The sequence below is a fragment of the Burkholderia sp. MS455 genome, from assembly GCF_016899445.1.
GTDB classification, from domain to species: Bacteria; Pseudomonadota; Gammaproteobacteria; order Burkholderiales; family Burkholderiaceae; genus Burkholderia; species Burkholderia pyrrocinia_C.
Genome location: NZ_CP041779.1, coordinates 1075342 through 1100189 on the forward strand (window position 1 = coordinate 1075342; position 24848 = coordinate 1100189).

Here is a 24848-nt window from a genome sequence, read left to right on the forward strand (position 1 = left end):
ATCGCGGGATACGCAACATTTTGAACATGCGGGCGCCCGCCCGCCACCGGATACCAAGACGATGGCAGCCAATCTCGACGTACAAGCGCGCTATTTCCCGCACACGCAGGACCAGCTCAAAGAAATCGCGTCGGACATCCTTCGCCATGCGAAGGCACTCGGCGCGACGGACGCCGCCACCGAAATCTCCGAGGGCGACGGCCTGTCGGTGTCGGTGCGCCGCGGCGAAGTCGAAACGATCGAGCACAACCGCGACAAGATGGTCGGCGTGACCGTGTTCATCGGCAAGAAGCGCGGCAACGCGAGCACGTCCGATTTTTCACCGGCCGCGATCAAGGATACCGTCGCCGCCGCCTACAACATTGCACGTTTCACGGCCGAGGACGAAGCGGCCGGCCTTGCCGAGGCCGAGCTGCTCGAAACCGACCCGCGCGACCTCGATCTCTATCATCCGTGGGCGCTGACGGCCGACGAGGCCGTCGAACTTGCCCGCCGCGCGGAAGACGCCGCATTCGCGGTCAGCCCGCAGATCCGCAATTCGGAAGGCGCGAGCGTGTCGGCGCAGCATTCGCAGTTCGTGCTCGCGACGTCGCGCGGCTTCCTGTCCGGCTATCCGTACTCGCGCCACTACATCGCATGCGCGCCGATCGCGGGCAGCGGCCGTCAAATGCAGCGCGACGACTGGTATTCGTCGAAGCGCAGCGCGATCGATCTCGCGGCACCCGAAGCGGTGGGCCGTTATGCGGCCGAGCGTGCGCTCGCGCGGATGGGCGCGCGTCGTCTCGACACCCGCAAGGTGCCCGTGCTGTTCGAGGCGCCGCTCGCGGCCGGCCTGCTCGGCGCATTCGTGCAGGCCGTGAGCGGCGGCGCGCTGTACCGCAAGACGTCGTTCCTCGTCGACAGCCTCGGCAAGCCGGTGTTTGCGCCGCACATCCAGGTCGTCGAGGATCCGCACGTGCCGCGCGCGATGGGCAGCGCGCCGTTCGACGAGGAAGGCGTACGTACGCGCGCGCGCAGCGTCGTCAAGGACGGCGTCGTCGAAGGCTACTTCCTGTCGACCTATTCGGCACGCAAGCTCGGCACGCAGACCACCGGCAACGCGGGCGGCTCGCACAACCTCGCGCTGCGCAGCTCGAATACGCAGCCGGGCGACGATTTCGACGCGATGCTGAAGAAGCTCGGTACGGGCCTGCTGCTGACCGAGCTGATGGGGCAGGGCGTGAACTATGTGACGGGCGACTATTCGCGCGGCGCGGCAGGTTTCTGGGTTGAGAACGGCGTGATCCAGTATCCGGTCGAGGAAATCACCGTCGCGAGCACGCTGCAGGAGATGTTCCGGCATATCGTCGCGATCGGCGCGGATTCGATCGTGCGCGGCACGAAGGAAACGGGCTCGGTGCTGATCGAGCAGATGACGATCGCAGGGCAGTAAGCCGCGCGCGGCGCAGGCCGCCACGCAACGAAAAAGCCCGACCGGCGCGAGCCGGTTGGGCTTTGCTCATTGTGCGTGACGCGTCAGGCGCGCTTGCGTTCGTAGACGACGAACGCATAACCGAACGTGTTCGGCGCGGCGGCCTGGTGTGCATCGCGTGAAACTTCTTGCCAGTGCGCGGCGTCGGGCGCAGGGAACGATGCATCGCCGTCGAAGTCGGCATCGATCTCGGTGACGATCAGTTTATCCGCGAGCACGAGGCCTTCCGCGTAGAGTTGCGCACCGCCGATCAGGAATGCTTCGGGCACGCCGTCGCGCTCGACGAGGGCCAGCGCGTCGGCGAGCGACGTGACCGTGTCGCAGCCATCGAAGCGGCGCGTTGCGTCGCGCGTGACGACGATGTTGCGGCGGCCCGGCAGCGGCCGGCCGATCGACTCGTGGGTCTTGCGGCCCATCACGATCGGCGCGCCCATCGTCGTGCGCTTGAAGAACGCGAGATCCTCGGGAAGTTTCCAGGGCAACTGGTTGTCGCGGCCGATGATGCCGTTGCGGGCACGCGCGACGATCAGGGTCAACGTCGTCATGAAGGTCGGAGAAGAGGAAAGCCGGAATGGCGCCGATTCTACCGGAACGGCGGTGCCTGCCGGATTCCTCGCACGTGCATCGGCTTTCCGGTGTTGCGCGCCGCGATGCGCGATGCAATGCGGCGCGGCGACGGACAGAGTAAAAAGAGTGCCCGCCGGGGGACGGAGCACAAAAACCGTTTCGTGTCGCGGGGCGGTGAGGGGAGCGCGATCGATGCTGTCCGGCAGATCCCAATAGCTACGGAATCCTCATCGAATGGGTTGGCGCATGCTCACTGGTGCGTGGTGCCTTGTGCGTTTTTTTCCATCGCGTGCTGCACGTCGCGTGGCTGCGGTACCGGGAGCGGTGTCGGCAACTGGGGTGGAGGCGGGATCTCGTCCCACAGCGTCACCGAGGCCTTGCCGGCCGGCAGCGGTTGCGGCGCCGACACGGTCACGATGCCGAACCCGTTGCCGGGCTGCATGCCTGGCGCGTTTTCGGCGAGCAGCATCGCGCGATCCAGATCCAGCTTCATGTTTTCATCCGCATGCGCCGGCGCAGGCGGGCCGGCGGCCGAGAGCGAAATCGCCATCGGCACGAAGGAAAGTAACAGATGTTTTCGCATGGTCGCTGTCTCCGATGTATTCCTATGCAGCGAAATACATGCCATCGCGCCGGGACCCTTGTCACGATTGCGATTCGCGCACACGCGTCGACAATTGCGGCGAAAAACGCCTGAAAGTGTTTCAGGCCTGAAACGAGGGGGCTTGGGAATACTGCGGATTCAATCGATACGCTACAAGGATGAAAATCGACGCGTGTGTCGATGAAAGAGCACTTCGCTGCGCAGGTGCTATGTGCAGATGATTGACATGCGTCGACTTCCCGAGCGATTTGACCGCATCGCCCGAGGCGCTGAAATCGGTTTGTCGCATTCAGTGCCTATAACTAAGCTGTGTTGATCAAAAAAAACGGACGCGAAATTAGCGCCATCATGCGAGGCTTTGTCGTTGCCGCGCATCGGCATGGCGAATCGAGCCACCTTTGGCTGACCCGATTCGATCCTTTCGCACGCGACTTGGCGTGCGCGGCAATCGTTGGATGGTTGATGAACGGGGTGGGCATATGGGAGCCGATCAGCGGCACGTGATCTATTACTCGCGCGAACCGAACGATGCGTTGCGCGGCCATTTCGACGAATGCGGTTGGCGCGTCGATCTCGCGGAGACCGTACGCGACGTACGGCGCGTCGTGCAGCACGGCGTTGCAACGGCCGGCCTGCTCGATTTCTCGCCGGGCTTCAAGCCCTCGGACCTGCGCGAACTCGAATCCTGCCTGAGCATCCAGCACATCGGCTGGATCGCGGCGACGCGGCGCGGCCAGTTGCAGGACGCCACGCTGCGCCATCTCATTCGCGACTATTGCTTCGACTACGTGACGATGCCGTACGAGATGTCGCGGATCGTCGAGACCGTCGGTCATGCGCATGGCATGGTCGCGCTGACCGAGCCCGTTGCGCCGCTTGCCGGTGCGGGCCGCAGCGAAGGCGAGATGGTCGGCACCTGCGATGCGATGCTCGGACTCTTCAGGACAATCCGTCGCGTCGCGGCGACCGATGCGCCGGTGTTCATCTCCGGCGAATCGGGCACGGGCAAGGAATTGACGGCGGTCGCGATTCACGAGCGCTCGTCGCGTGCGCAGGCGCCGTTCATCGCGATCAATTGCGGTGCGATCCCGTCGACGCTGCTGCAGGCCGAGCTGTTCGGCTATGAGCGCGGCGCGTTCACCGGTGCGAACCAGCGCAAGATCGGCCGCGTCGAGGCCGCCAACAGCGGCACGCTGTTTCTCGACGAGATCGGCGACCTGCCGCTCGAAAGCCAGGCGAGCCTGTTGCGCTTCCTGCAGGAAGGCAAGATCGAGCGGCTCGGTGCGCACGTGTCGGTGCCGGTCGATGTGCGCGTGATCTGCGCGACGCACGTGGACATGGAAGCGGCGCTGCGCGAAGGGCGGTTCCGCGAAGACCTGTTCCATCGCCTGTGCGTGCTGAAGATCGAGGAGCCGCCGCTGCGCGCGCGGGGCAAGGACATCGAGGTGATCGCGCGCCACATGCTCGAGCGTTTCAAGGGCGATGCGCATCGCCGCCTGCGCGGCTTTTCCCCTGATGCGGTGGCCTCGCTGTACGGCTATTCGTGGCCGGGCAACGTGCGTGAGCTGATCAATCGCGTGCGCCGCGCGATCGTGATGTCGGAGGGCCGGATGATCACCGCGGCCGATCTCGAGCTGAACGACTACGCGACGCTCGCGCCCGTGTCGCTGCTGGAGGCGCGCGAGGCGGCCGAACGGCAGGCGATCGAGCAGGCGCTGCTGCGCCATCGCGGCCGTTTCGCGGATGCCGCGCGCGAACTCGGCGTGTCGCGCGTCACGCTCTACCGGCTGATGTGCGCGCACGGAATGCGCGATCGCGGCGACGCGCTGGCGGGGTTTCCTGCGTCGTTGCCGGAGTTTCCGCATCACGCTTGCTAAAATTGGCGGGTACGGCCGCCCTCGCGGCCGAAGGAACCCGCATGAAACAGTATCTCGACCTCGTTCGTACCATTCTCGATACCGGCACCTGGCAGGAGAACCGCACGGGGATCCGCACCATCAGCATGCCGGGCGCGATGCTGCGCTTCGACCTGCAGCAAGGCTTCCCGGCCGTCACGACCAAGAAGCTCGCGTTCAAGTCCGCGGTCGGCGAACTGGTCGGCTTCCTGCGCGCGTCGCGCAGCGCGGCCGATTTCCGCGCGCTCGGCTGCAAGGTGTGGGACGCGAACGCGAACGAGAACGCGCAGTGGCTCGCGAACCCGTACCGCCAGGGCGTCGACGATCTCGGCGACGTGTACGGCGTGCAATGGCGCCAGTGGCCGGGCTACAAGGTGCTCGATGCGGGCGCCGATGCGCAGATCGCCGACGCGACGCGCCGCGGCTTCCGGATCGTCACGCGATTCGACGAAGACGGCGCACCGAAGGTGCTGCTGTACAAGTCGATCGACCAGTTGCGCCAGTGCCTGGACACGATCATGGAGAATCCGGCCGACCGTCGTATCCTGTTTCACGCGTGGAATCCGGCCGTGCTCGACCAGATCGCGCTGCCCGCATGCCATCTGCTGTACCAGTTCCTGCCGAATGCGACGAAGCGCGAAATCTCGCTGTGCCTGTACATCCGCAGCAACGACGTCGGGCTCGGCACGCCGTTCAACCTGACGGAAGGGGCCGCACTGCTGTCGCTCGTCGGCCGGCTGACGGGCTATACGCCGCGCTGGTTTACGTATTTCATCGGTGACGCGCACATCTACGAGAACCAGCTCGACATGCTGCAGCAGCAGCTCACACGCGAGCCGTACGAAAGCCCGCGGCTCGAGATCGCCGAGCGCGTGCCTGAATACGCGAAGACGGGCGTCTATGCGCCCGAGTGGCTCGAGCAGATCGAGCCGTCCGATTTCTCGCTCGTCGGCTATCGCCACCATGAGCCGCTGACCGCGCCGATGGCGGTCTGATCGCGCCGCCCCCGCAGAAAGAAGGCCTGACCGGCATCAGCCGGTCGGGCCTTTTTGCTTCACGTTTGCGGCACTTACTGGCGGTGCCGCTCTTCGTGACCGCCTTGCGGCGGCGGGTTGCTCGGGCGCGGCGCCTCGACGTGCGGCGCCGGTTGCGGCCGCGGTTCCATTCGGGGCGCGGGCATCGACGGGCGCGGTTCCACGTGCGGTGCGGGCATCGACGGCCGTGGCTCCATGCGCGGCGCCTGCGGCTGCGGGCGCGGCATTTCATGTGCGGCGGGGGCCGGCGGGCGGTACTCGTTCACGCGCGGCGGTGCGACTTCGCGGTGTGGCGCCGGTTGCGCGAATTCGGGGCGCGGTTGCGGCGCGGGGGCGGCCCGTTCCGGTTGCGGCTGCCCATGCTGGGCCGGCGTCGGGAATTCGGGGCGCGGACGCGGCTGCGGGATTTGCGCCGTATTGTCGAACCTCGGCTGCGGCAGCGCGCGCGGCGCTTCGTTCCGGCCGCCGGGCTGCGCGCCCTGCGGAGCCGGCGTGCCGTCCGGATGCGGCACCGGCACCGCGCTGCGCACGGGCGGCAGCGCATTCTGTCCTGCCGCGTGCAGCGCGGCCGGCGGGGCGGGGCGCTGACGCTCCATCGGCGTGTGAGGCTGCATCCACGCCGGTGACGGCGCTTCGGCTGCGTGTGCGTTGCCGTTGCCCGACGGGAAATTGCCGGCCACCGGCGGATGCGGGACACCGTTTCCGGGCCCGAACGCCTGGCGCGGCGCCGGGTTGCCCGGTGCCTGCGGCATGCCGCCGTTGGCGAAGCGCGGCGCATTGGGGTTCTCGCCGTTCGCCGGCCGCGCGAGAGTCGGCGCGCCCGGCACCGGCACCGGTGCGCCCGGACGTCCGGCCTGCGCGGCTGGCGGCTGGCCTTCGCGCGGCGCGCGTGAAGGTTGCACGACGGGGCCGTGCGGATTCACGAGCTGCACGTTGTGCATTGCCCATGCGCCGCCGTTCGGGTTGCCCGGAACGCGAACCGGGCGAGCCGTATAGTCCGCCGGCACGTTCGTCTTCACGACGGGGGCGCCGGCGCCCGGTACGCGTGCGCCTTGCTGCGCAAGGTGGGCGGCGGCCTGGTCGCGATACGCGGCCGGCACGGCAGGATTGCGCGTCGCGACGTACGGGTGCTGCGCGATCGCCTCCGGCGGACGGTAGCCGGCATTGCGCAGCCCGCCGGTAAAGCTCTGGCGCACCGGCGCGATACCGGGCGTGCCCGGTGTCACGTGCGCATTGCGCCATTGCTGCGGATCGACATGCTGCGAGAAGTGCGCAACAGGTTGACCGTGCACGAACGCGGAGGCCGGCACGGCCGTGATCGCGTGCGGCGCGTGGAAGTTCACGTACGTCTTGTTGATGTTGGTGATGTTCGTCACGTTCACGGTCTTGTTCACGTTGACGTTGTTCACCACGATGTTGCGGTTCACGCGATCGTAGTAGTGCGGGCTCCAGCCGCCCCAGCCGGGGTGCCACGGCTCACCCGGGCCGAGCGCGAACCATGCGCAGCCGGCCGCGGCGACGCCGCCGACGGTGAGCGCGACGCTCCAGTCGGGACCGCCGCCGCCACCGACGAACGCGACGAGCGCCGGCGCATAGACGGGCGGCTGGCTGACGACCATCGGGCCGGGCACCCATGCCCAGCTATCGTCCACGTACGCCCAGCGGCCGTAGTGATACGGCGCGAAGCCCCACGGTGCATCGTCGACCCACGTCCAGCCCCACGGTGCCTGCCAGATCCAGTGGCCGTCGTGATACGGCGCCCAGTCGGCCGGCGTGTCGTTCGGCACCCATACCGAGCCGTAATTCGGGGTTTCGCGCCACGTGCCGTTCGCGTCGAGATCCTGGTAGCCGGGAACGTCGCGGGACACATAGCGGGCCGATACCGAGCGCTCCTCGGCCGCGTCGCGGCTGGCGGCCCACTGGTCGAGCGCATCGGGGCCCGGCGCGGGCGATTGCTGCGCAACCTGCAGGTCGGTGCCCGTGAACACGACCTGCTGTCCGGGTGACAGCGGGTATTGTCCGTTGCTGCCGTAGACGGTCGCGCTGCCGCTGCGCACCGTGACCGTCGTGCTCGCTCCGTTCGGCGCGACATCGACGCGATAGTCGCCGGGGCCCGTGATGCCGAGCGCGAGGTTCGGCGTGTCGATTTCATACGATCCGCCGGCCGGCAACTGGCGCACGTGCGTCGATACGGTGCCGAGGCCGACCTTCAGTTGCGTCGTCGTGTCGTCGAGGTTCAGCACCGACAGGCTCGTCGAATTGCCGAGCCGCACCGCGGTCGAGCCGATGTGCAGTTCCGAGCGCGCGCCGGCATCGTTCCAGAGCTGGTCGCCGGTCGTCAGCGGCCGGTTCACGGCGGCATACGACCAGGTATCGGTGCCGGCCGGTTCGGTCGTCACGGCGCCCGACAGGTAATTGAGCCGCGCGACGCGGCCCGGCGGATCGCCGCCCGGTTGCCGGGCCGCGGCCGCATACGGCGGGGCATCGGCCGATTGTGCGAATGCGGGGGGCAGCGTCGCAAGCGCGACGAACGCGAGCAGCGTATAGCGGGCGGATCGCTTGAGCGTGAACAGGGGGGCCATGGTGAGCGTCTTCGTCGTTATCGCGGCGCGTCGATTCGTGCCGTTGAGTTCACAATATCCGCTCGGTCTGTTTCAGTGCTCGGTGTTTTGTAAGCCGGATGGCACGCGATGTAACAAAACCTGTCCATCGCGAGCCGTTGTCGTGCAGCTGCAATGCTGGCGTCAAGCGGACGTAAGCCACCCGTCGAAAACCTGCTGTCCGGGCACGGTGACGCGCAGCACGCGCGGTCGTGCGGAGCGCTCGATCCAGCCGTGCGCACAGAAGCTCTCGAGCAGTGCGGCGCCGAGCGCGCCGCCGAGATGCGAGCGCCGCTCGCTCCAGTCGAGACAGCCGCACGCGAAGCGGCGCCGGCGCGCGCGCTGCTGGGCGACGTCGATGCCCCATTGCGCGAGCGCCCGGGTGCCGAGTTCGGTGGTCTCGATCTCATCGCCGTTGGCGAGCAGCCAGCCGCGCGCGGTGAGCCCGTCGAAGATGCGCACTGCGAGTTCGCCGGCCATATGGTCGTAGCAGGTGCGTGCGTAGCGCAGTTCGGCCGGCACCGTGCGCGACGGCGGCGGAACCGGGCGGTGCGGCGCGGCCGCGCGGGCGACGTTCGCGAGCGCCTCGAGCGATGCCGCGATGTCGGACGACGCGATCCGGTAATAGCGGTGCCGGCCGCGCACTTCGAGCGCGAGCAGGCCGCCTTCGGTCAGCCGCGCGAGATGCGCGCTTGCCGCGGACGGCGACAGCCCCGCGATCATCGTCAGTTCGCCGGCCGGTCGCGCGCTGCCGTCCATCAGCACCCACAGCATCGCGGCGCGCCCCGGGTCGGCGATCAGCGCGCCGATGCGGCTCAGGCCCGGAAAGTGGTGATCGTCGTGATCGGTCATCGTCGTGTCTCGTCAGGCGGGATGACGTGCAGTGTAGTAGGTGCGGGCATTCGATGTTTCGGATCCGGCTGAAATGTCGAATAGCGGTACCGGCGCGGGCCCCGACCCTGCGGAAGACCGGACTGCGGCCCCGTGCGGGGCACGCGTAGAATGGCCGGACGCGGCGGCAGCGGGCCGCCGCACGTGACACGATGCAATGATGAAGACGATTTTCTGCCTGTTGGCGGCCGTGCTCGTCTGCTCGGCCTGTGCGCAGGGCGGCGCGGGCGCTGCCGGCGAGCGAGGCGGCAGCCTCGAGATGTACGGGGCGATCGACCAGGGCATCACGATACGCCGCTGACGGGCGCCGATCCGTGTGCGTTTCGGGCGCGTCGGCGCCGCCGCGCCATACGGGGCGCCCCGCGACGCGTTGCCGCAGTGCAACGTATAATGGCCCGATCACAGCGCCCCTGCCGCCCGGAGCCAACAAGATGCCCCAACCGTCCCCCGTACCGGCCGCCCTCGACCGCACCGAAACCGTATTCCGCTTCCTCGCCGAGCCGTCGTCCGTGAACTTCGGCGGCAAGGTGCATGGCGGCGCGCTGATGAAGTGGATCGACGAGGTCGCGTATGCGTGCGCGGCCGTCTGGTCGAGCCGCTATTGCGTGACGGTCAGCGTCGGCAACATCCGTTTCCAGCGCCCGATCCTGGTCGGCAATCTCGTCGAACTGAAGGCGCGCGTCGTCGCGACGGGGCGCACCAGCATGCATATCCATGTATCCGTGCACGCCGGCGATCCGAAGGGCGGCGTGCTGCGCCAGACGACCGATTGCCTGGTCGTGTTCGTCGCGGTCGACGAGAACGGCAACCCGGTGCCGGTGCCGCCGTTCGTGCCCGAAACCGACGAGCAGAAGGTGCTCGCGAAATATGCGGCCGACGTGCGGGCCGCGCTCGACAAGATCGTCGAGTTGAAGCCGGAAGAGGTCGCGAAGGGCACGGTCTGACCGGCGCGGGCGCCGCGCCCTTCGCGCCGCGCCCGTCGTTCCGCCGTTACTGCGACCCGATCATCTGCTCGGGACGCACCCACGCATCGAATTCCGCCTCGGTCAGGTAGCCGAGCGCGAGCGCGGCGGCCTTCAGCGTCGTGCCTTCCTTGTGCGCCTTCTTCGCGATCTGCGCGGACTTGTCGTAGCCGATATGCGGATTGAGCGCCGTCACGAGCATCAGCGATTCGTTCAGCAGCAGGTCGATGCGCGCGCGATTCGGCTCGATGCCCACCGCGCAGTGGTCGTTGAAGCTCTGCGCGCCGTCGGCGAGCAGCCGCACCGATTGCAGTACGTTGTGCGCGATCATCGGCCGGAACACGTTCAACTCGAAATTGCCGCTCGCGCCGCCGACGTTGACTGCGACGTCGTTGCCGAACACCTGGCAGCACAGCATCGTCACGGCCTCCGACTGTGTCGGGTTCACCTTGCCCGGCATGATCGAGCTGCCCGGCTCGTTCTCCGGAATCGACAGCTCGCCGAGCCCGCAGCGCGGCCCGCTCGCGAGCCAGCGGATGTCGTTCGCGATCTTCATCAGGCCGGCCGCGACGGTCTTCAGCGCGCCGTGCGCGAACACCAGCGCGTCAGCCGCCGCCATCACCTCGAACTTGCTCGGCGCCGTCACGAACGGCAGCTTCGCCAGGCGGCCGATTTCGTCGGCGACGCGCACCGCGAACTCCGGATGCGCGTTCAGCCCCGTGCCGACCGCGGTGCCGCCGAGTGCGAGTTCGTACAGGTGCGGCAGCGCCGATTCGACGTGACGGATGCCCTGGTCGAGTTGCGCGACATAGCCGGAAAACTCCTGGCCGAGCGTGAGCGGTGTCGCGTCCTGCAAGTGCGTGCGGCCGATCTTCACGATATCGGCGAACGCCTTCGATTTCGCGTCGAGCGTCGTGCGCAGCGTGCGCAGCGCCGGCAGCAGGTGATTGACGATCGCGTAAGCGGCCGCGACGTGCATCGCGGTCGGGAACACGTCGTTCGACGATTGGCCGCGGTTGACGTCGTCGTTCGGATGAACCTTGCGCGCTTCGCCGCGCTCGCCGCCCATCAGCTCGCTCGCGCGGTTCGCGATCACCTCGTTGAGGTTCATGTTGGTCTGCGTGCCGGAGCCCGTCTGCCAGACCGCGAGCGGGAATTCGCGCGGATGCTTGCCGGCGATGATCTCGTCGGCCGCGTCGATGATCGCGCGTGCCTTGTCGTCGGCCAGCACGCCGAGCGACTGGTTCACGGCCGCCGCGGCACGCTTGACGATCGCCAGCGCGTGGATCAGCTCGGGCGACTGCTTCTCCGTCGAGATCCGGAAATTCTGCAGCGAGCGCTCGGTCTGCGCGCCCCAGAGCCGGTCGGCCGGCACGGCGATCTCGCCGAACGTGTCGCGTTCCATCCGAACTGCTTCGTTCATGATGCACTCCTCTTGGAAAGGGGAAAGGCCGCGCAATGCGCGGCGTCGGGCGTATCGTGAGGCAGTCGCGCCGCTCGCGCGGCATCTTCGGGACTTCGGGCCTTCAGCCGACAAGCATAGCGTCGGCCGCGATTTCGTGTCGTGTCGCGCTCAATGCCGCGCCGCGACGAGCGACGCGGTCTTCAGATGAAAGCGCCATGCCATCAGCGCCGCGACGCTCGCGAGGCCGGCTGCGAGCCCCCACCACAGGCCGCGCGCGCCGAGGCCCGCGTGGAACGCGAACCAGTAGCCGGTCGGGAAGCCGATGCCCCAGTAGCCGAAGGTCGCGGCGAGCATCGGGATGCGCGTGTCCTTCAGGCCGCGCAGCGCGCCCGACGCAACGGTCTGCATCCCGTCGACGATCTGGAACACCGCGGCGATGCCGAGCAGCGACGCCGCGAGCGACACCGTGGCGGCATTGGCCGGGTCGTCGAGGTGAAGATACAGGCCGACGATCGTGTGCGGCGCGACGATCATCACGACGCCCGACAGCGACATGAACGCGACGCCGAGCGCGAGCGCGACGAAGCCCGCATGCCGCGCGGCGACGGGCGAGCCCGCGCCGACCCAGTAGCCGACCCGGACGTTGGCGGCCTGGCCGATCGCGAGCGGCACCATGAACGATACCGACGCGACGTTCAGCGCGATCTGGTGCGCGGCGAGTGACGTCGCGCCGAGTACGCCGACCGTGAGCCCGGTGGCGAGGAACAGCGTCGATTCGACCCCGTACGTGATCGCAACGGGCCAGCCGATGCCGATCAGCTCGCCCATCACGGGCAGCTTCGGGCGCGCCGCGGTCACGAAATGGCGGAAGCGCTGGCGGCCGTGCAGCAGCCAGATCAGCGCGAGTGCGGTGAGCCAGATCGTGATCGTCGTCGCGACCGCCGACCCGAGAAAGCCGAGGCGCGGCAGCCCGAATGCGCCGTGGATCAGCCCGTAGTTCAGCACGCCGTTCACGCCGACGCCGCCGATCGACACCCACAGCAGCCGCCGCGCGGCGCCGATCGCCGGCAGGAACGCGCGCATCAGCCCGACGCCGATCAGGCTGCCGAGCGCCGCGAAGCGCAGGATGCCCGTGTATTCGCCGACGTGATGCGCGAGCAGCGGCGGCTCGTGGAACATCAGCAGGATCGGTTCGGCCAGCGACAGCGCGACGATTGCCGGAATCGCGAGCAGCACGGACAGCGCGAACCCGGTCCAGTAGATGTGCGGCACGCGGTCCTCGGCCTGGGCGCCGCGCGCATGCGCGACGCTCACGCTGACCGACGACAGCACGCCTTGCAGAATGGTGACGATGACGAAGAAGAAGTTCGCGCCTAGACCGCCGGCCGCGAGCGAATCGGGGCCGAGCGAACCGAGCAGCACCGTGTCGGTGACGCTCATCGCCATTTGTGAAAGTTGCGCGATCGCGAGCGGTGCGGCGAGGCGCGCGGTATCGGCGGCGTGACTGGACAGCGACGGCGGCGCGGCGGCCGTCCGCGTGAGACCGGAATGCGACATGGAATGGGCGCTCGCGCGGGTGCGGGCCCGCGCTGTCTGTATTTATTTTGAGAGACGGCTAGCTTACGGCTTTATTCGTACCGTGTCGAACGCGCGCGCCGATGGCCATGTCGCGGACAGGGGGAACAGGCCCTAAGCCTCGCGCACCGCGATGCGCGTGTCGCCGAGCAGCACGACCTGGCCCGCGCGGATCTTGCAGGTCTTGCGAAGCTCGACCGCGCCGTCGACTTTCACCGCGCCGGACGCGACGATCAGCTTCGCGGTGCCTCCGCTGTCCGCGAGGCCGGTGATCTTGAGAAGGTTGTGCAGCTCGACGTATTCGCCGGTCAGCGTGAAATCCAGGTTGGGCATGACGAAGAAGGTGCGCAATGCGCGGAAGGAATCGCCTCGCATCATACGGCACCGCGGGCCGGCGCGCGAGCGCGGGCGGCCGCGGCACGCAGTTGTTAAGGACTGTGAGCGATTCGTCAGCAAATGAAACGGTGGGTAACAGTCTGAGAGATTCGAGAACCGTGGGTGCGGGCCGCGGGTCTTTTGTCGTACCTGCTGCGTGTTGCGGCGGGGGACGCGACGGACCGCATCGCTGCGGTTCGCGCCCACAACTTCTTGAGGAGGATTGTCATGTCCAAGATTCGTACGATGCTGATCGGTGCCGCGCTGACGGCGTTCGCCACTTCGGCCGCGTTTGCCCAGACGGGCACGGCGGCGCAGGGCGCGGCAGGTGCCGGCGTGCAGGCGCAGACCCCGGCAGCGGGCGTCGGCGCGGGCGTGCAGGGTAGCGCCGGCGCGAACGCGTCGGGCAATGCGGTCGGCGGCGCAACCGATGCGGTCGGCGCGGCAGCCGACGGCGCGAAGGATGCGGCGTCGTCGGCCGTCCACTCGGCCAAGAAGCACGCGAAGCACACCGCGAAGTCGGCCAAGAGCCATGTCGGCTCGGCCAAGGCGAAGGCCGGCGAAGCGACCGAGGGCGGTGCATCGGTCGGCGCGGAGGGCGGTGCATCGGCCCAGGGCGCCACGCAGTAAGCGGTGCCTGGCGCCGCGCGACGCTCGCCCTGGACGGCGCGTCGCGACGGCGGCCGTCCGGCGGCCCGGTTCACTTCGCGCGAACCGGGCCGTTTTCATGTGTTCATGCTTTCAGCAGCGCGGGCGCGCGGTCACGGCCGGCGCTGTCCCTGGCCTTGTCCCTGCGCGGGGCGCGCGGCAGCCGGCGTGAATACGCTGCGCAGCCATGCGGCGAGCCGCGCGAAGACGTCGTACGGCTCTTCGACGAAGATCTCCGGTTTCAGCAGCCGCAGGTATTCCATGATCTGCTGCGCTTCCTGTTTCTGGAACGAGCCATGTGCGAGCCCGAGCCGCAGCAATCCGCGCAGTTCGCCGAGCTTGTCGCGCGCGGTGCTGCCGACGCTCATCTCGCATGCGAGCTTGGCCTCGTAAATCCGTTGCCGCAGCGATTCCGCGAGTCGCCATGCGGGCGTCTGCATCAGTTCTTCGAGCGCCTGGATGTCCTGAGCCGCGCCCTTGATCTGCGACGCGAGCGGATCGATCTGCGCCGGGTCGCCCTGCGCCTCGGCGACGATCGCCTTCGCCCAGTCGCGGCACGCTTTCGCGAGCTCGTCGGGCGTCCATTCGGAGCGCGACGCGAAACCGAAGCCGAATTCGCCGGCCTGCCGCATCAGGATCGCGACGACATCCGGAAATTCCTTGTCGAGCGTGCGCTTTGCCCACGCGTACTGGCCGCCCTGCAGCATGCGCTGCACCGCGTGCTCGGTCAGCGGAACCATGTTGTCGAGCAGCTTCGCGCGCAGGAAATCCTCGAACGACGGTGTCGCGAACTGCGGGTCGAGTTTCAGCGACACGCGGACGAACGCGTCGTAGTCCTTGCGCAGGGACTCGAGCGTGTCGTCCTTGAGGGAAAGGGTGATCTGGCCCATGAATCGTCTCGATGGCGGCCCGCGCAGGCCGGCGGTCGGCACGGCGCACCGGTGCGGGCGCAGCGTCGACTGACCGGTGCGCGCCGAGGCCGGTGGCGGGTTTTCATTTCCTATATCGGCGCGCCGCGCGGAAACTTGAGCGCGCGCGGTGGAGTGTCCGCTCAGGCGGGCAGCCAGTGCGGCAGCACGATCCCTTGCCAGAAAAAGAACACCGCGAGACCCGCCGCGATCGTCACGAGTGGGCGGCGGGTCGCAGCCGACACGAGCACGGCGGCGAGCGCGCCGACGAGCTGCGGATTGCGCCAGGTCAGTTCGGCCGTGCCGCCATGCGGCGAGACGGTCATCGGCACGATGATCGCGGTCAGCACGGTGACGGGCACGAAGCCGAGTGCGGTCCGCACGAGCGGCGGGAAGGTCAGCCGCTCGCCGAACAGGAACAGCGTCGTGCGGATTGCGTACGTGATGACGGCCATCCCGAGGATCAGCAGCGCGTAGCTCACGATGCGGCCTCCGTGTGTGACCGCGCGCGCGAGCGCTCGTGCCGCAGTGTCAGCGCGACGCCGATCGCGACGCCGGCGGCAACCGCGCCGAGCAGCCCGAGCTTGTACGGCCAGCCCTGCCAGAAGTACGCGAGCGTGCCGGCCGTCGCGGCCGCCGCGAAATAGCGCAGCGTGCCGAGCTGCGGGACGACGATCGCGATGAAGGTCGCCGCCATCGCGAAATCGAGGCCGAGCGACTGCAGGCCCGGGAATGCCGCGCCGAAGCCGATGCCCGCGAGCGTCCAGACCTGCCAGTTCAGGTACATCGCGAGCCCGGAGCCGAAAAAGTAGTGCGGGCCGATCGTACCGGGCGGGAAGTGCCGATAGTGCCCATAGGCGACCGCGAACACTTCGTCGGTCATCAGCGCGCCGAGCGTGGCGCGCCAGCGCAACGGCAGGTGCGCGACATAGGGCGCGAGCGTCGCGCTGTACAGCAGGTGGCGCAGGTTCACGATCAGCGTCGTCGCGAGTACGACGACGAAGCTCGCGCTGCCCGCGATCAGGCCGAGCGCGATGAACTGCGCGGAGCCTGCGAACACGGCGAGCGACATCAGCACGCCGTGCCACGCGGCAAGCGGGCCGCCGCCGACGAGCGTGCCGAAAATCACGCCGAACGGCGCCGCGCCGATCATCATCGGGATCGTGTCGCGCGCGCCGTCGAGCCATTCGTTGAGCGGGCGGCGAGGGGGCGATGCGGGTGTCGGGTTCAAAGCCGGGTTCAAAGCGTGCTCCTCCATGCGCTGGAGGATAGCGGGCCCGTGGTTTTCGGGCTTGTATGTTCTTGCGGTCGCGGGCGGGGTGGCTGCCCGGGCGGTTGTCGGCGCGGCGGCAAGCGAACGGCCGGATGCGGGAAGCCGCGCGTCAGCTCGCCTGCCAGCGCCCGGGCGGCACGCCGAACATCCGTTTGAAATGCCGCGTGAAGTGGCTCTGGTCGACGAAGCCGCTGGCCGCCGCGACGTCGGCGACGGGCACGCCCGCCCGCAGCGGCACCAGCGCGCGCTGCAATCGCAGCTGGTTGCGCCAGGCATGCGGCGGCATGCCGGTCGTACGCGTGAACAGGCGCGCCGCGTGGAACGGCGACAGGCCGGCCGCCTGCGCGACTTCGTCGAGCGTCACCGTGCACGTGAGATCGGCGGCGAGCCGCTCGCGCATCGCATCGACGCGCGGTTCGTCCGCCGCGAGCGGCGCCGGTCGCGGCTGCGCGTCGGCATGGCGCACGATCAGCGTCGACAGCGCGTCGAGCATGGCCGTTTCGGCGGCGAGCGGATCATAGATGCGCGGTGCGCCGGCCGCCGGATCGCCGGCCGCCGGATCGTCGGCCGGCTGCCCGTGCGCATGGGAGGACAGCGCGCGCTCGCTGCCGGCTTCCATCATCCGGTGCGCCAGCGCGAGCCGGGCCGCGAGGTCGGCGTCGCGAATCACGTCGGGGGCAAACCACGGCGCGTCCTGCGGGCGGCCGGCGATCGCGCTCGTGAGTTCGCGGATGAATTCGACCGGCATGTAGCTGACGCGATAGCACCAGCCTTCGTCGGCCGCGCGCGAGCCCGTATGCACTTCGCCGGGATTGATCACGGGCACGGTGCCCGTTTCGGCGACATGGCCGCTGCCGCGATAGGTGAAGCGTTCCGCGCCTTCGAGAATCACGGGGATCGTGTACGCGTCGTGCCAGTGGGGCGCGAACGTGTGGTCGCGATAGGTGGCCGTGACCAGATCTGCCTTCGGCAGCAGCGGCGTGCGCCAGTAGCGTGCGGAGTCTGGAAGGCGGGTGGCAGACATGATCGGGCGCGGGAGCGGTCGAACCGACAGTGTATCGCTCACGCGCCCGTCAGGTGCGGGCCTTACTTGACCGGAATCGTCGTGCCGGCCGGCATCGGCACCGCGGTGACGGCGTTCTTCGGGCTGCCGCTGACGATGCGGTCACTGTAGGTCAGGTAGACGATCGTGTTGCGCTTCTTGTCGACCACGCGCACGACGTGCAGCGTCTTGAAAATGAACGACATGCGTTCGCTGAACACGTCGGTCTGCTGCTTGAGCGGCTCCTTGAAAGTGATGGGGCCGACCTGCCGGCACGCGATCGACGCCTCGCTCGGATCCTCGGCGACGCCGAGCGTGCCCTTGATGCCGCCCGTGCGGGCGCGCGACACGTAGCAGGTCACGCCGTTCACGACCGGATCGTCGTACGCCTCGACGACGACGCGGTCGGAGCCCGTTACGCGGAAGTGGGTATTGACGCTGCCGACTTCCTCCGCGTGCGCGAGCGGCGCGATGGCGAATGCGGAGAGCAGGACGGCGAAGGGTGCGGCGCGCAGGAGGCGGTGCTTCATCGACGGAACCGGATGCGAATGCGGGACAGAGACTCTAGCATGCGCGGGACCGGGCCACGATAACGCGAAAGGGCGGCCGGAAAAACAAAAGGCCCGTCGAATGACGGGCCTTTCGCTGTCTGGCTCCCCGACCTGGGCTCGAACCAGGGACCTACGGATTAACAGTCCGGCGCTCTACCGACTGAGCTATCGGGGAATAAATCGGTACATCTGCGTGTTCGGTTACCAGCAAAAAGCCCGTCCACTTTCAACGGGCCTATGCATTTTTTGGCTCCCCGACCTGGGCTCGAACCAGGGACCTACGGATTAACAGTCCGGCGCTCTACCGACTGAGCTATCGGGGAACAAACAGCAGAGAAACGAGATTGTATGGAGTGTTGGCTAACCTGTCAATACTTTTGGGCTGCAACGCACAAAAAATTCTGCGGCCGCCGCGCGATCAGCGCTCGAGCAGGTGCAACTTGTCCTGCACGTCCTTCCACTCGTCCGCGTCGGCCGGTGCCGGCTTGGTCTTCGTGATCGACGGCCAGCCCTTTGCCAGCTCGGCATTCAGCTCGGTGAACTGCTGCTGGTCGCCCGGAACGTCTTCTTCGGCATAGATCGCATTGGTCGGGCACTCGGCGACGCACACGGCGCAGTCGATGCACTCGTCCGGATCGATGGCGAGAAAGTTGGGACCTTCACGGAAGCAATCCACCGGGCACACATCCACGCAATCCGTGTATTTGCACTTGATGCAGCCTTCGGTCACAACGTGAGTCATTAAAACGCTCCTGCTTGGCGGTATATATGGGGTGGCGTTGGCGCCAAAAGCGGCATTGTAACTGAAGCGCAAAACCCGCATGACGTGGTCGCCTTTCTAGCTTATATCGTTTCGTGATTAGTTTATGGGGGGCGCTCAGGGGGGCCGCCGCGGGGCGCGCAATGGGGAAGCCGTATACGGCGCGACGGGGCAGCGCGGCAGGCGGTTTCGCGATGGTCGGGCCCGCATTCGAGTAACATGGCCGACAGACCGGGCGGCGCGCGGTGCGCCGGGACCCTGTCACGATATTGGCGGTGCCGCAATCATGATCATCACTTCGCTGCTCGACACGGATCTCTACAAGTTCACGATGATGCAGGTCGTCCTGCATCACTTCCCGGCGGCCAACGTCGAATACCGTTTCAAGTGCCGCACGCAAGGCGTCGATCTCGTGCCGTACATCGACGAGATCCGCGACGAGGTGCGCGGCCTGTGCTCGCTGCGTTTTTCCGACGTCGAACTCGACTACCTGCGGCGGATGCGCTTCATCAAGAGCGATTTCGTCGATTTCCTCGCGCTGTTCCACCTGAACGAGAAGTACATCTCGATCACGCCTTCGCCGAAGGGCAACGGCGAGATCGACATCGAGATCGAGGGGCCGTGGCTGCATACGATCCTGTTCGAGATCCCGGTGCTCGCGATCGTCAACGAAGTCTATTTCCGCAACACGCAGCGCGAGCCCGACTATCGCGAAGGCCGCGAGCGGCTGCGCGAGAAGATCAAGCTGCTCGGCGCGAAGCCCGAGTTCGCCGACTGCAAGATTGCCGACTACGGCACGCGCCGGCGCTTCTCGAAGGTCTGGCACGAGGAAGTCGCGCTCACGCTGCGCGACGGCCTCGGCCCGCAGTTCGCGGGCACGAGCAACGTGCTGTACGCGATGAAGCACGACATCACGCCGCTCGGCACGATGGCTCACGAGTACCTGCAGGCGTGCCAGGCGCTCGGCCCGAGGCTGCGCGACTCGCAGATCTACGGCTTCGAGATGTGGGCGAAGGAATACCGCGGCGACCTCGGGATCGCGCTGTCGGACGTCTACGGGATGGATGCGTTCCTGAACGACTTCGACATGTACTTCTGCAAGCTGTTCGACGGCGCGCGCCACGATTCGGGCGATCCGTTCGACTGGGGCGAGCGGATGCTGCGCCATTACGAGGCGAACCGGTGCGACCCGCGCACGAAGGTGCTCGTGTTCTCGGACGCGCTCGACATCCCGAAGGTCATGCAGTTGTACGAACGGTTCCGCGGCCGTTGCAAGCTCGCGTTCGGCGTCGGCACGAACCTCACCAACGACCTCGGCTACGTGCCGCTGCAGATCGTGATCAAGATGGTGCGCTGCAACGGCCAGCCGGTCGCGAAGCTGTCGGATTCGCCGGGCAAGAGCATGTGCGACGACAAGGCCTATCTCGCCTACCTGCGCCAGGTGTTCGGCATCGCGCAGCCGGTCGAGGAAGACGCGTCGAAGTGAGCGTCGGCCGTTCGGTCGAAGGTGCGTGGCGGCAGGGGCGGCCGGTATAATCCGACGTATTGCACGCCAACGTCACGAGGACCGTTCATGGACACTTCTGCTGCCCGTCGCCAGATCCTCGCGCGCATTCGCGCGGCGCAGGGGCGCGCGGCCGAGCCCGATGCAGCGGAGCGCGACGGCGTCGCCGATTATCTCGCCCGCCATCCGCAGGGCCCGCGTCCGCCGATGCCGGCCGATCTCGTTGCCGCATTCGTCGACGAAGCGGCACGCCTGTCGACGACGGTCGACGAAGTCGCGGCGCTCGCCGACGCACCGGCCGCCGCTGCCCGCTATCTTTCCGCTCACGGCCTGCCGACGCAGGCCGTCGCATGGCGCACGCTGGCCGATCTCGACTGGGCCGGCGCAGGCCTGTCGGTCGAGTGCCGCAAGCCGCGCGACGGCGATCTCGTCGGCCTCACGGGCTGCTTTTGCGCGACCACCGAAACGGGTTCGCTGGTGCTGCTGTCCGGTCCCGATACCTATGCATCGGCCGGCCTGCTGCCGGAGACGCACATCGCGATCGTGCCCGCGTCGCGGATCGTCGCCGGTCATGAAGACGCGTTCGCGCTGATCCGTGCGGAGCGCGGCGAGTTGCCGCGCGCGGTCAATTTCGTGTCGGGCCCGTCGCGCACGGGCGACATCGAGCAGACCATCGTACTGGGCGCGCACGGCCCGTACCGCGTGCATGCGATCGTCGTCCGGGGCGCATGACGCGCCCGCCGCATCCACTACCACTCGAACAAGGAAGTTCTGCATGAAACGACATGCCGCCTGGGCGGGCATGGCGTCGGGAGTCGCGCTTGGCGCCGTTCCCGCGCTTGCATCGGCCGCAACGCTCGACGGTGCCACACTGTCCGCGCTCTGGGGCATCCCGTTTGCCGGGATCCTGCTGTCCATCGCAATGTTCCCGCTCGCTGCCCCGGTATTCTGGCATCACCACTTCGGCAAGATTGCGGCGGGGTGGGCGGTCGTGTTCCTGATCCCGTTCGCGTTCGCGTTCGGCGCGGGCACCGCGTTCGGCACGCTCGTGCATGCGCTGCTCGAGGAATACATTCCGTTCATCGTGCTGCTCACCGCGCTCTATACGGTGGCAGGCGGCATCTGCGTGAACGGCAACCTGCACGGATCGCCGAAGCTGAACACTGCGATCCTCGCGCTCGGCACGCTGCTCGCGAGCGTGATGGGCACGACCGGCGCCGCGATGCTGTTGATCCGGCCGCTGCTGCGCGCGAACGACAACCGCAAGCATGTCGTGCACGTCGTGATTTTCTTCATCTTCCTCGTCGCGAACGCGGGCGGCTCGCTGTCGCCGCTCGGCGATCCGCCGTTGTTCCTCGGATTCCTGAACGGCGTGAGCTTCTTCTGGACGACGACCCATCTCGCGCTGCCGATGCTGTTCATCTGCGTCGTGCTGCTGGCGCTGTTCTTCGTGCTCGACACGTATTTCTACCGGAAGGGCGGCGAGGAGCGGCCGGCCGCGCTCGACCCGACGCCCGACGGCGCGGCGCTGTCGATCGACGGCAAGATCAACTTCGTGCTGCTCGCGGCCGTGGTCGCGCTCGTGCTGATGAGCGGCATCTGGAAGCCGGACATCGCGTTCGACGTGTGGGGCACGCACGTCGCGCTGCAGAACCTCGCGCGCGACGTCGCGCTCGTGGTCGTGACGCTCGCGTCGCTCGCGCTGACGCCGCGTTCCGCACGTGAAGGCAACGCGTTCAACTGGGCGCCGATCGAGGAGGTCGCGAAGCTGTTCGCGGGAATCTTCGTGACGATCGCGCCGGTGATCGTGATCCTGCGCGCGGGCGCGGACGGCGCATTCGCGCAGATCGTCCATCTCGTCACGGGGCCGGACGGCAAGCCGATCGACGCGATGTACTTCTGGGCGACGGGCCTGCTGTCGTCGTTCCTCGACAATGCGCCGACCTATCTGGTGTTCTTCAACCTCGCGGGCGGCGATGCGCAGACGCTGATGACGACGGGGGCCTCGACGCTCGCCGCGATTTCCGCGGGCGCGGTGTTCATGGGCGCGAACAGCTATATCGGCAACGCGCCGAATTTCATGGTGAAGGCGATCGCGGAGTCGCGCGGCGTGAAGATGCCGAGCTTCTTCGCATACCTCGGCTGGGCGCTCGTCATCCTGGTGCCGGTGTTCCTGCTGACGTCGCTGATCTTCTTCCCGGCGTAACCTGACAACTTTCAACCAAGCGCGGACGATCCCGGCGGCGCGATGCGCGCCGCGATCGGCTAGCGACATGCGGAGATGGCGATGCAGAAGATCCTGGTCGCGCGTCCGATCTTTCCGGACGTGATCGAACGGCTCAAGCAGTATTTCGAAGTCGACTGGAACAACGGCGATGCGCTCGCTCCCGATGCGCTCACCGCGCGTCTGGCCGACAAGGACGGCGCGCTGACGGCCGGCGATCCAGTCGGCGCGGCGGCGCTCGCGGCGGCGCCGCGCCTGCGCGTCGTATCGAACATGGCGGTCGGCTACAACAACTTCGACATGGCCGCGTTCAACGCGGCGAACGTGCTCGGCACCAACACGCCGGACGTGCTGAACGAGTCGACTGCCGATTTCGGCTGGGCGCTGATGATGGCCGCCGCGCGCCGGATCGCCGAATCCGAACACTGGCTGCGCGCCGGTCACTGGCAGAAGTGGGCGTACGACGGTTTCCTCGGCAACGACATTTACGGCTCGACGCTCGGCGTCATCGGGATGGGCCGAATCGGCCAGGCGCTCGCGCGCCGCGCGCGCGGTTTCGGGATGCAGGTGATCTATCACAACCGGTCGCGGGTCGCCCCCGAGATCGAGGCCGAGCTGAACGCCGAATATGTGTCGAAGGATGCGCTGCTCGCGCGCGCCGATCACGTCGTGCTCGTGCTGCCGTACACGAAGGAAAACCATCACACGATCGGCGCGGCCGAACTCGCGAAGATGAAGCCCACCGCGACGCTGACCAACATCGCGCGCGGCGGGATCGTCGACGACGCGGCGCTGGCCGCCGCGCTGCGCGACGGGACGATCGCCGCGGCCGGCCTCGACGTGTACGAAGGCGAACCGGCCGTGCATCCGACGCTGCTCCAGGTGCCGAACGTCGTGCTGACGCCGCATATCGCGAGCGCGACCGAAAAGACGCGCCGTGCGATGGCGAACCTTGCCGCCGACAACCTGATCGCCGCACTGGGCGAGGGGCCGCGCGCGGGGCAGCCGCCGAATCCGATCAACCCTGACGTGATCGGGAAGCCGCGCGCATGACGATGACGTTGTTGCTTGCGGCGGTCGTCGTGCTGGCCGTCGCGCTCGCGGTGGCGATCGTCGCGATCGTTCGCGGCGGCGGCCGCCACGACGATGCGGCGGTGCTCGGCGACCAGATCGAGGATGCCGCGCATGCGCAGGCGCGCGCGGTCGAGCGGCTCGAACGCGAATTGCGCGGCGAGATCGTCGAGAACGCGCGCGGTTCGCGCACCGAGCTGGCCGGCAATTTCTCGCAGCTTCAGCAGACGCTCGCCGCGCAATTGACGAGCGTGGCGACCGTGCAGAACAACCAGATCGAGGGTTTCGCTCAGCAGCTCGGCAAGCTCGTCGCCGGCAATGCGCAGCAGTTCGACGCGATGCGCGAGAGCGTGCAGCGTCAGGCGCAGCAGGCGCGCGAGGAGCAGACGGCCGCGCTCAGGTTGTTCGGCGATACGTTGAACCGGCAGCTCACGCAACTGACCGAAGCGAACGATCGCCGGATCGGCGAAGTGCGCGCGACGCTCGAACAGCGGCTGAAGGAAATCGAGACGAACAACGCGGCGAAGCTCGAGGAGATGCGCCGCACCGTTGACGAGAAACTGCACGCGACGCTCGAACAGCGGCTCGGCGAATCGTTCAAGCTCGTGTCGGACCGGCTCGAGCAGGTCCATCGCGGGCTCGGCGAGATGCAGACGCTCGCGGCGGGCGTCGGCGATCTGAAAAAGGTGCTGACCAACGTGAAGACGCGCGGCACCTGGGGCGAGGTGCAGCTCGAGGCGCTGCTCGAACAGATGCTGACACCCGATCAGTACGCGAAGAACGTCGCGACGGTGCCGAAAAGTACCGAGCGCGTCGAATTTGCAATCCGGCTGCCGGGCCGCGATGCGGGCACGCGCGATGCGCCGCCGGTGTGGCTGCCGATCGACGCGAAATTTCCGCGCGAAGACTACGAGCGGCTGATCGACGCGCAGGAGCGCGCCGATGCGGCGGCGGTCGAGGAAGCGGCACGTGCGCTCGAAGCGCGCGTGCGGCTGGAGGCGCGCACGATCGCCGAGAAGTACGTCGCGCCGCCGCACACGACCGATTTCGCGCTGCTATTCCTGCCGACCGAAGGGCTTTATGCGGAGATCCTGCGCCGCCCGGGGCTGACCGACTTGCTGCAGCGCGACTACCGCGTGACGGTCGCGGGGCCGACGACGCTCACCGCGTTGCTGAACAGCCTGCAGATGGGGTTCCGTACGCTCGCGATCGAGCAGCGCTCGAGCGAGGTCTGGCAGGTGCTCGGCGCGGTGAAGACGGAGTTCGGCAAGTTCGGCGACGTGCTCGCGCGCACGAAGGCGCAGCTGGAAACGGTCACACGCTCGATCGAGTCCGCCGAGCAGCGTACGCGTGTGATGAGCCGCAAGCTGAAGCAGGTCGAGGCGTTGCCGGGCGATACGGCGGCTGGCTTGCTCGGTGCGGACGGCGCGGACGGCGGTGCCGATGCCGACGACGCTTGACGGGTTCAGCCGCTCGAGTGCGGGCGGA

General features: G+C 67.7%; 24 protein-coding genes and 2 tRNA genes. 11 read left to right on the forward strand and 15 right to left on the reverse strand.

Features of this window, described 5'->3' with window-relative positions; genetic code table 11:
- Positions 1-61: 61 nt before the first annotated feature.
- Positions 62-1432: a metalloprotease PmbA gene (gene pmbA, locus FPJ27_RS24195; protein WP_072436035.1), complete on the forward strand. Its 1371-nt coding sequence runs from the start codon at positions 62-64 to the stop codon at positions 1430-1432.
- 83 nt (positions 1433-1515) lie between these two features.
- On the opposite strand, the gene FPJ27_RS24200 is transcribed toward pmbA, so the two are convergent.
- Together FPJ27_RS24200 and FPJ27_RS24205 are read right to left on the reverse strand one after the other, a co-directional pair.
- Complete coding sequence (locus FPJ27_RS24200; protein ID WP_204426008.1) at positions 1516-2016, reverse strand: dihydrofolate reductase; 501 nt, start codon at positions 2014-2016, stop codon at positions 1516-1518.
- A gap of 272 nt (positions 2017-2288) precedes the next feature.
- Positions 2289-2531 carry a hypothetical protein gene (locus tag FPJ27_RS24205; RefSeq protein WP_239483373.1) on the reverse strand — a complete coding sequence of 81 codons (243 nt, stop codon included), beginning with the start codon at positions 2529-2531 and terminating at the stop codon, positions 2289-2291.
- 590 nt (positions 2532-3121) lie between these two features.
- On the opposite strand from FPJ27_RS24205, the gene FPJ27_RS24210 reads away from it, so the two are divergent.
- Together FPJ27_RS24210 and FPJ27_RS24215 are read left to right on the forward strand one after the other, a co-directional pair.
- On the forward strand, positions 3122-4519 hold the full coding sequence (locus FPJ27_RS24210; protein ID WP_072436032.1) for a sigma-54 dependent transcriptional regulator: 1398 nt from the start codon (positions 3122-3124) through the stop codon (positions 4517-4519).
- Positions 4520-4560: 41 nt separating this feature from the next.
- On the forward strand, positions 4561-5532 hold the full coding sequence (locus FPJ27_RS24215) for a thymidylate synthase (RefSeq protein WP_204426010.1): 972 nt from the start codon (positions 4561-4563) through the stop codon (positions 5530-5532).
- A 74-nt stretch (positions 5533-5606) separates the two neighbouring features.
- Here FPJ27_RS24215 and FPJ27_RS24220 read toward each other — a convergent pair whose 3' ends face one another.
- Together FPJ27_RS24220 and FPJ27_RS24225 are read right to left on the reverse strand one after the other, a co-directional pair.
- On the reverse strand, positions 5607-8153 hold the full coding sequence (locus tag FPJ27_RS24220; RefSeq protein ID WP_204426011.1) for a DUF6600 domain-containing protein: 2547 nt from the start codon (positions 8151-8153) through the stop codon (positions 5607-5609).
- Positions 8154-8315: 162 nt separating this feature from the next.
- Positions 8316-9023 carry a helix-turn-helix transcriptional regulator gene (locus FPJ27_RS24225; protein ID WP_072436030.1) on the reverse strand — a complete coding sequence of 236 codons (708 nt, stop codon included), beginning with the start codon at positions 9021-9023 and terminating at the stop codon, positions 8316-8318.
- A 196-nt stretch (positions 9024-9219) separates the two neighbouring features.
- On the opposite strand from FPJ27_RS24225, the gene FPJ27_RS24230 reads away from it, so the two are divergent.
- Together FPJ27_RS24230 and FPJ27_RS24235 are read left to right on the forward strand one after the other, a co-directional pair.
- Positions 9220-9363 (forward strand): hypothetical protein, encoded by a 144-nt coding sequence (locus FPJ27_RS24230; protein WP_204426394.1) that lies wholly within the window; start codon positions 9220-9222, stop codon positions 9361-9363.
- A gap of 130 nt (positions 9364-9493) precedes the next feature.
- Positions 9494-10006, forward strand: a complete 513-nt coding sequence (locus FPJ27_RS24235; protein ID WP_072436029.1) for an acyl-CoA thioesterase — start codon at positions 9494-9496, stop codon at positions 10004-10006.
- 46 nt (positions 10007-10052) lie between these two features.
- Here the strand turns inward: FPJ27_RS24235 and fumC are convergent, their stop codons facing one another.
- From fumC to FPJ27_RS24250, 3 genes are all read right to left on the reverse strand, one after another.
- Positions 10053-11447, reverse strand: a complete 1395-nt coding sequence (gene fumC / locus FPJ27_RS24240) for a class II fumarate hydratase (RefSeq protein ID WP_072436028.1) — start codon at positions 11445-11447, stop codon at positions 10053-10055.
- 150 nt (positions 11448-11597) lie between these two features.
- Positions 11598-12986: a multidrug efflux MATE transporter NorM gene (gene norM / locus FPJ27_RS24245; RefSeq protein WP_204426012.1), complete on the reverse strand. Its 1389-nt coding sequence runs from the start codon at positions 12984-12986 to the stop codon at positions 11598-11600.
- 132 nt (positions 12987-13118) lie between these two features.
- Positions 13119-13337 (reverse strand): RNA-binding S4 domain-containing protein, encoded by a 219-nt coding sequence (locus FPJ27_RS24250; protein WP_006486208.1) that lies wholly within the window; start codon positions 13335-13337, stop codon positions 13119-13121.
- A gap of 270 nt (positions 13338-13607) precedes the next feature.
- Between FPJ27_RS24250 and FPJ27_RS24255 the strand changes: the two genes are divergently transcribed.
- Positions 13608-14009 carry a hypothetical protein gene (locus tag FPJ27_RS24255; RefSeq protein WP_204426013.1) on the forward strand — a complete coding sequence of 134 codons (402 nt, stop codon included), beginning with the start codon at positions 13608-13610 and terminating at the stop codon, positions 14007-14009.
- A 131-nt stretch (positions 14010-14140) separates the two neighbouring features.
- On the opposite strand, the gene FPJ27_RS24260 is transcribed toward FPJ27_RS24255, so the two are convergent.
- From FPJ27_RS24260 to fdxA, 8 genes are all read right to left on the reverse strand, one after another.
- Positions 14141-14917, reverse strand: coding sequence for a DUF4088 family protein (locus tag FPJ27_RS24260; protein ID WP_072436025.1), 777 nt, complete (start codon positions 14915-14917; stop codon positions 14141-14143).
- A 161-nt stretch (positions 14918-15078) separates the two neighbouring features.
- Positions 15079-15417 (reverse strand): AzlD domain-containing protein, encoded by a 339-nt coding sequence (locus FPJ27_RS24265; RefSeq protein ID WP_034183072.1) that lies wholly within the window; start codon positions 15415-15417, stop codon positions 15079-15081.
- Complete coding sequence (locus tag FPJ27_RS24270; RefSeq protein WP_204426014.1) at positions 15414-16193, reverse strand: AzlC family ABC transporter permease; 780 nt, start codon at positions 16191-16193, stop codon at positions 15414-15416. Before FPJ27_RS24270 ends, FPJ27_RS24265 begins: the two co-directional genes overlap by 4 nt.
- A gap of 124 nt (positions 16194-16317) precedes the next feature.
- Positions 16318-17232, reverse strand: coding sequence for an AraC family transcriptional regulator (locus FPJ27_RS24275; protein WP_204426015.1), 915 nt, complete (start codon positions 17230-17232; stop codon positions 16318-16320).
- 62 nt (positions 17233-17294) lie between these two features.
- A complete protein-coding gene (locus FPJ27_RS24280) occupies positions 17295-17780 on the reverse strand; it encodes a CreA family protein (RefSeq protein ID WP_072436022.1) in 486 nt (161 codons plus the stop codon).
- A gap of 120 nt (positions 17781-17900) precedes the next feature.
- Positions 17901-17976, reverse strand: a tRNA-Asn gene (locus FPJ27_RS24285).
- A 72-nt stretch (positions 17977-18048) separates the two neighbouring features.
- Positions 18049-18124 (reverse strand) — tRNA-Asn (locus FPJ27_RS24290).
- Between the two features lie 95 nt (positions 18125-18219).
- The gene (gene fdxA, locus FPJ27_RS24295; protein ID WP_034183076.1) at positions 18220-18543 is read right to left on the reverse strand and encodes a ferredoxin FdxA; all 324 of its coding nucleotides are present in this window, start codon (positions 18541-18543) and stop codon (positions 18220-18222) included.
- Between the two features lie 304 nt (positions 18544-18847).
- Here fdxA and pncB point away from each other — a divergent pair, with 304 nt between their 5' ends.
- From pncB to rmuC, 5 genes are all read left to right on the forward strand, one after another.
- A complete protein-coding gene (pncB, locus tag FPJ27_RS24300; RefSeq protein ID WP_204426016.1) occupies positions 18848-20047 on the forward strand; it encodes a nicotinate phosphoribosyltransferase in 1200 nt (399 codons plus the stop codon).
- A gap of 87 nt (positions 20048-20134) precedes the next feature.
- Positions 20135-20797: a lactate utilization protein C gene (locus tag FPJ27_RS24305; RefSeq protein WP_204426017.1), complete on the forward strand. Its 663-nt coding sequence runs from the start codon at positions 20135-20137 to the stop codon at positions 20795-20797.
- A 43-nt stretch (positions 20798-20840) separates the two neighbouring features.
- The gene (locus tag FPJ27_RS24310) at positions 20841-22271 is read left to right on the forward strand and encodes a sodium:proton antiporter (protein WP_204426018.1); all 1431 of its coding nucleotides are present in this window, start codon (positions 20841-20843) and stop codon (positions 22269-22271) included.
- A gap of 81 nt (positions 22272-22352) precedes the next feature.
- Entirely contained in the window at positions 22353-23342 is a 990-nt protein-coding gene (locus FPJ27_RS24315) for a D-glycerate dehydrogenase (protein WP_204426019.1), read from the forward strand.
- On the forward strand, positions 23339-24820 hold the full coding sequence (gene rmuC, locus FPJ27_RS24320) for a DNA recombination protein RmuC (protein ID WP_204426020.1): 1482 nt from the start codon (positions 23339-23341) through the stop codon (positions 24818-24820). The genes FPJ27_RS24315 and rmuC overlap by 4 nt, the downstream gene beginning before the upstream one ends.
- Positions 24821-24848: the final 28 nt, after the last annotated feature.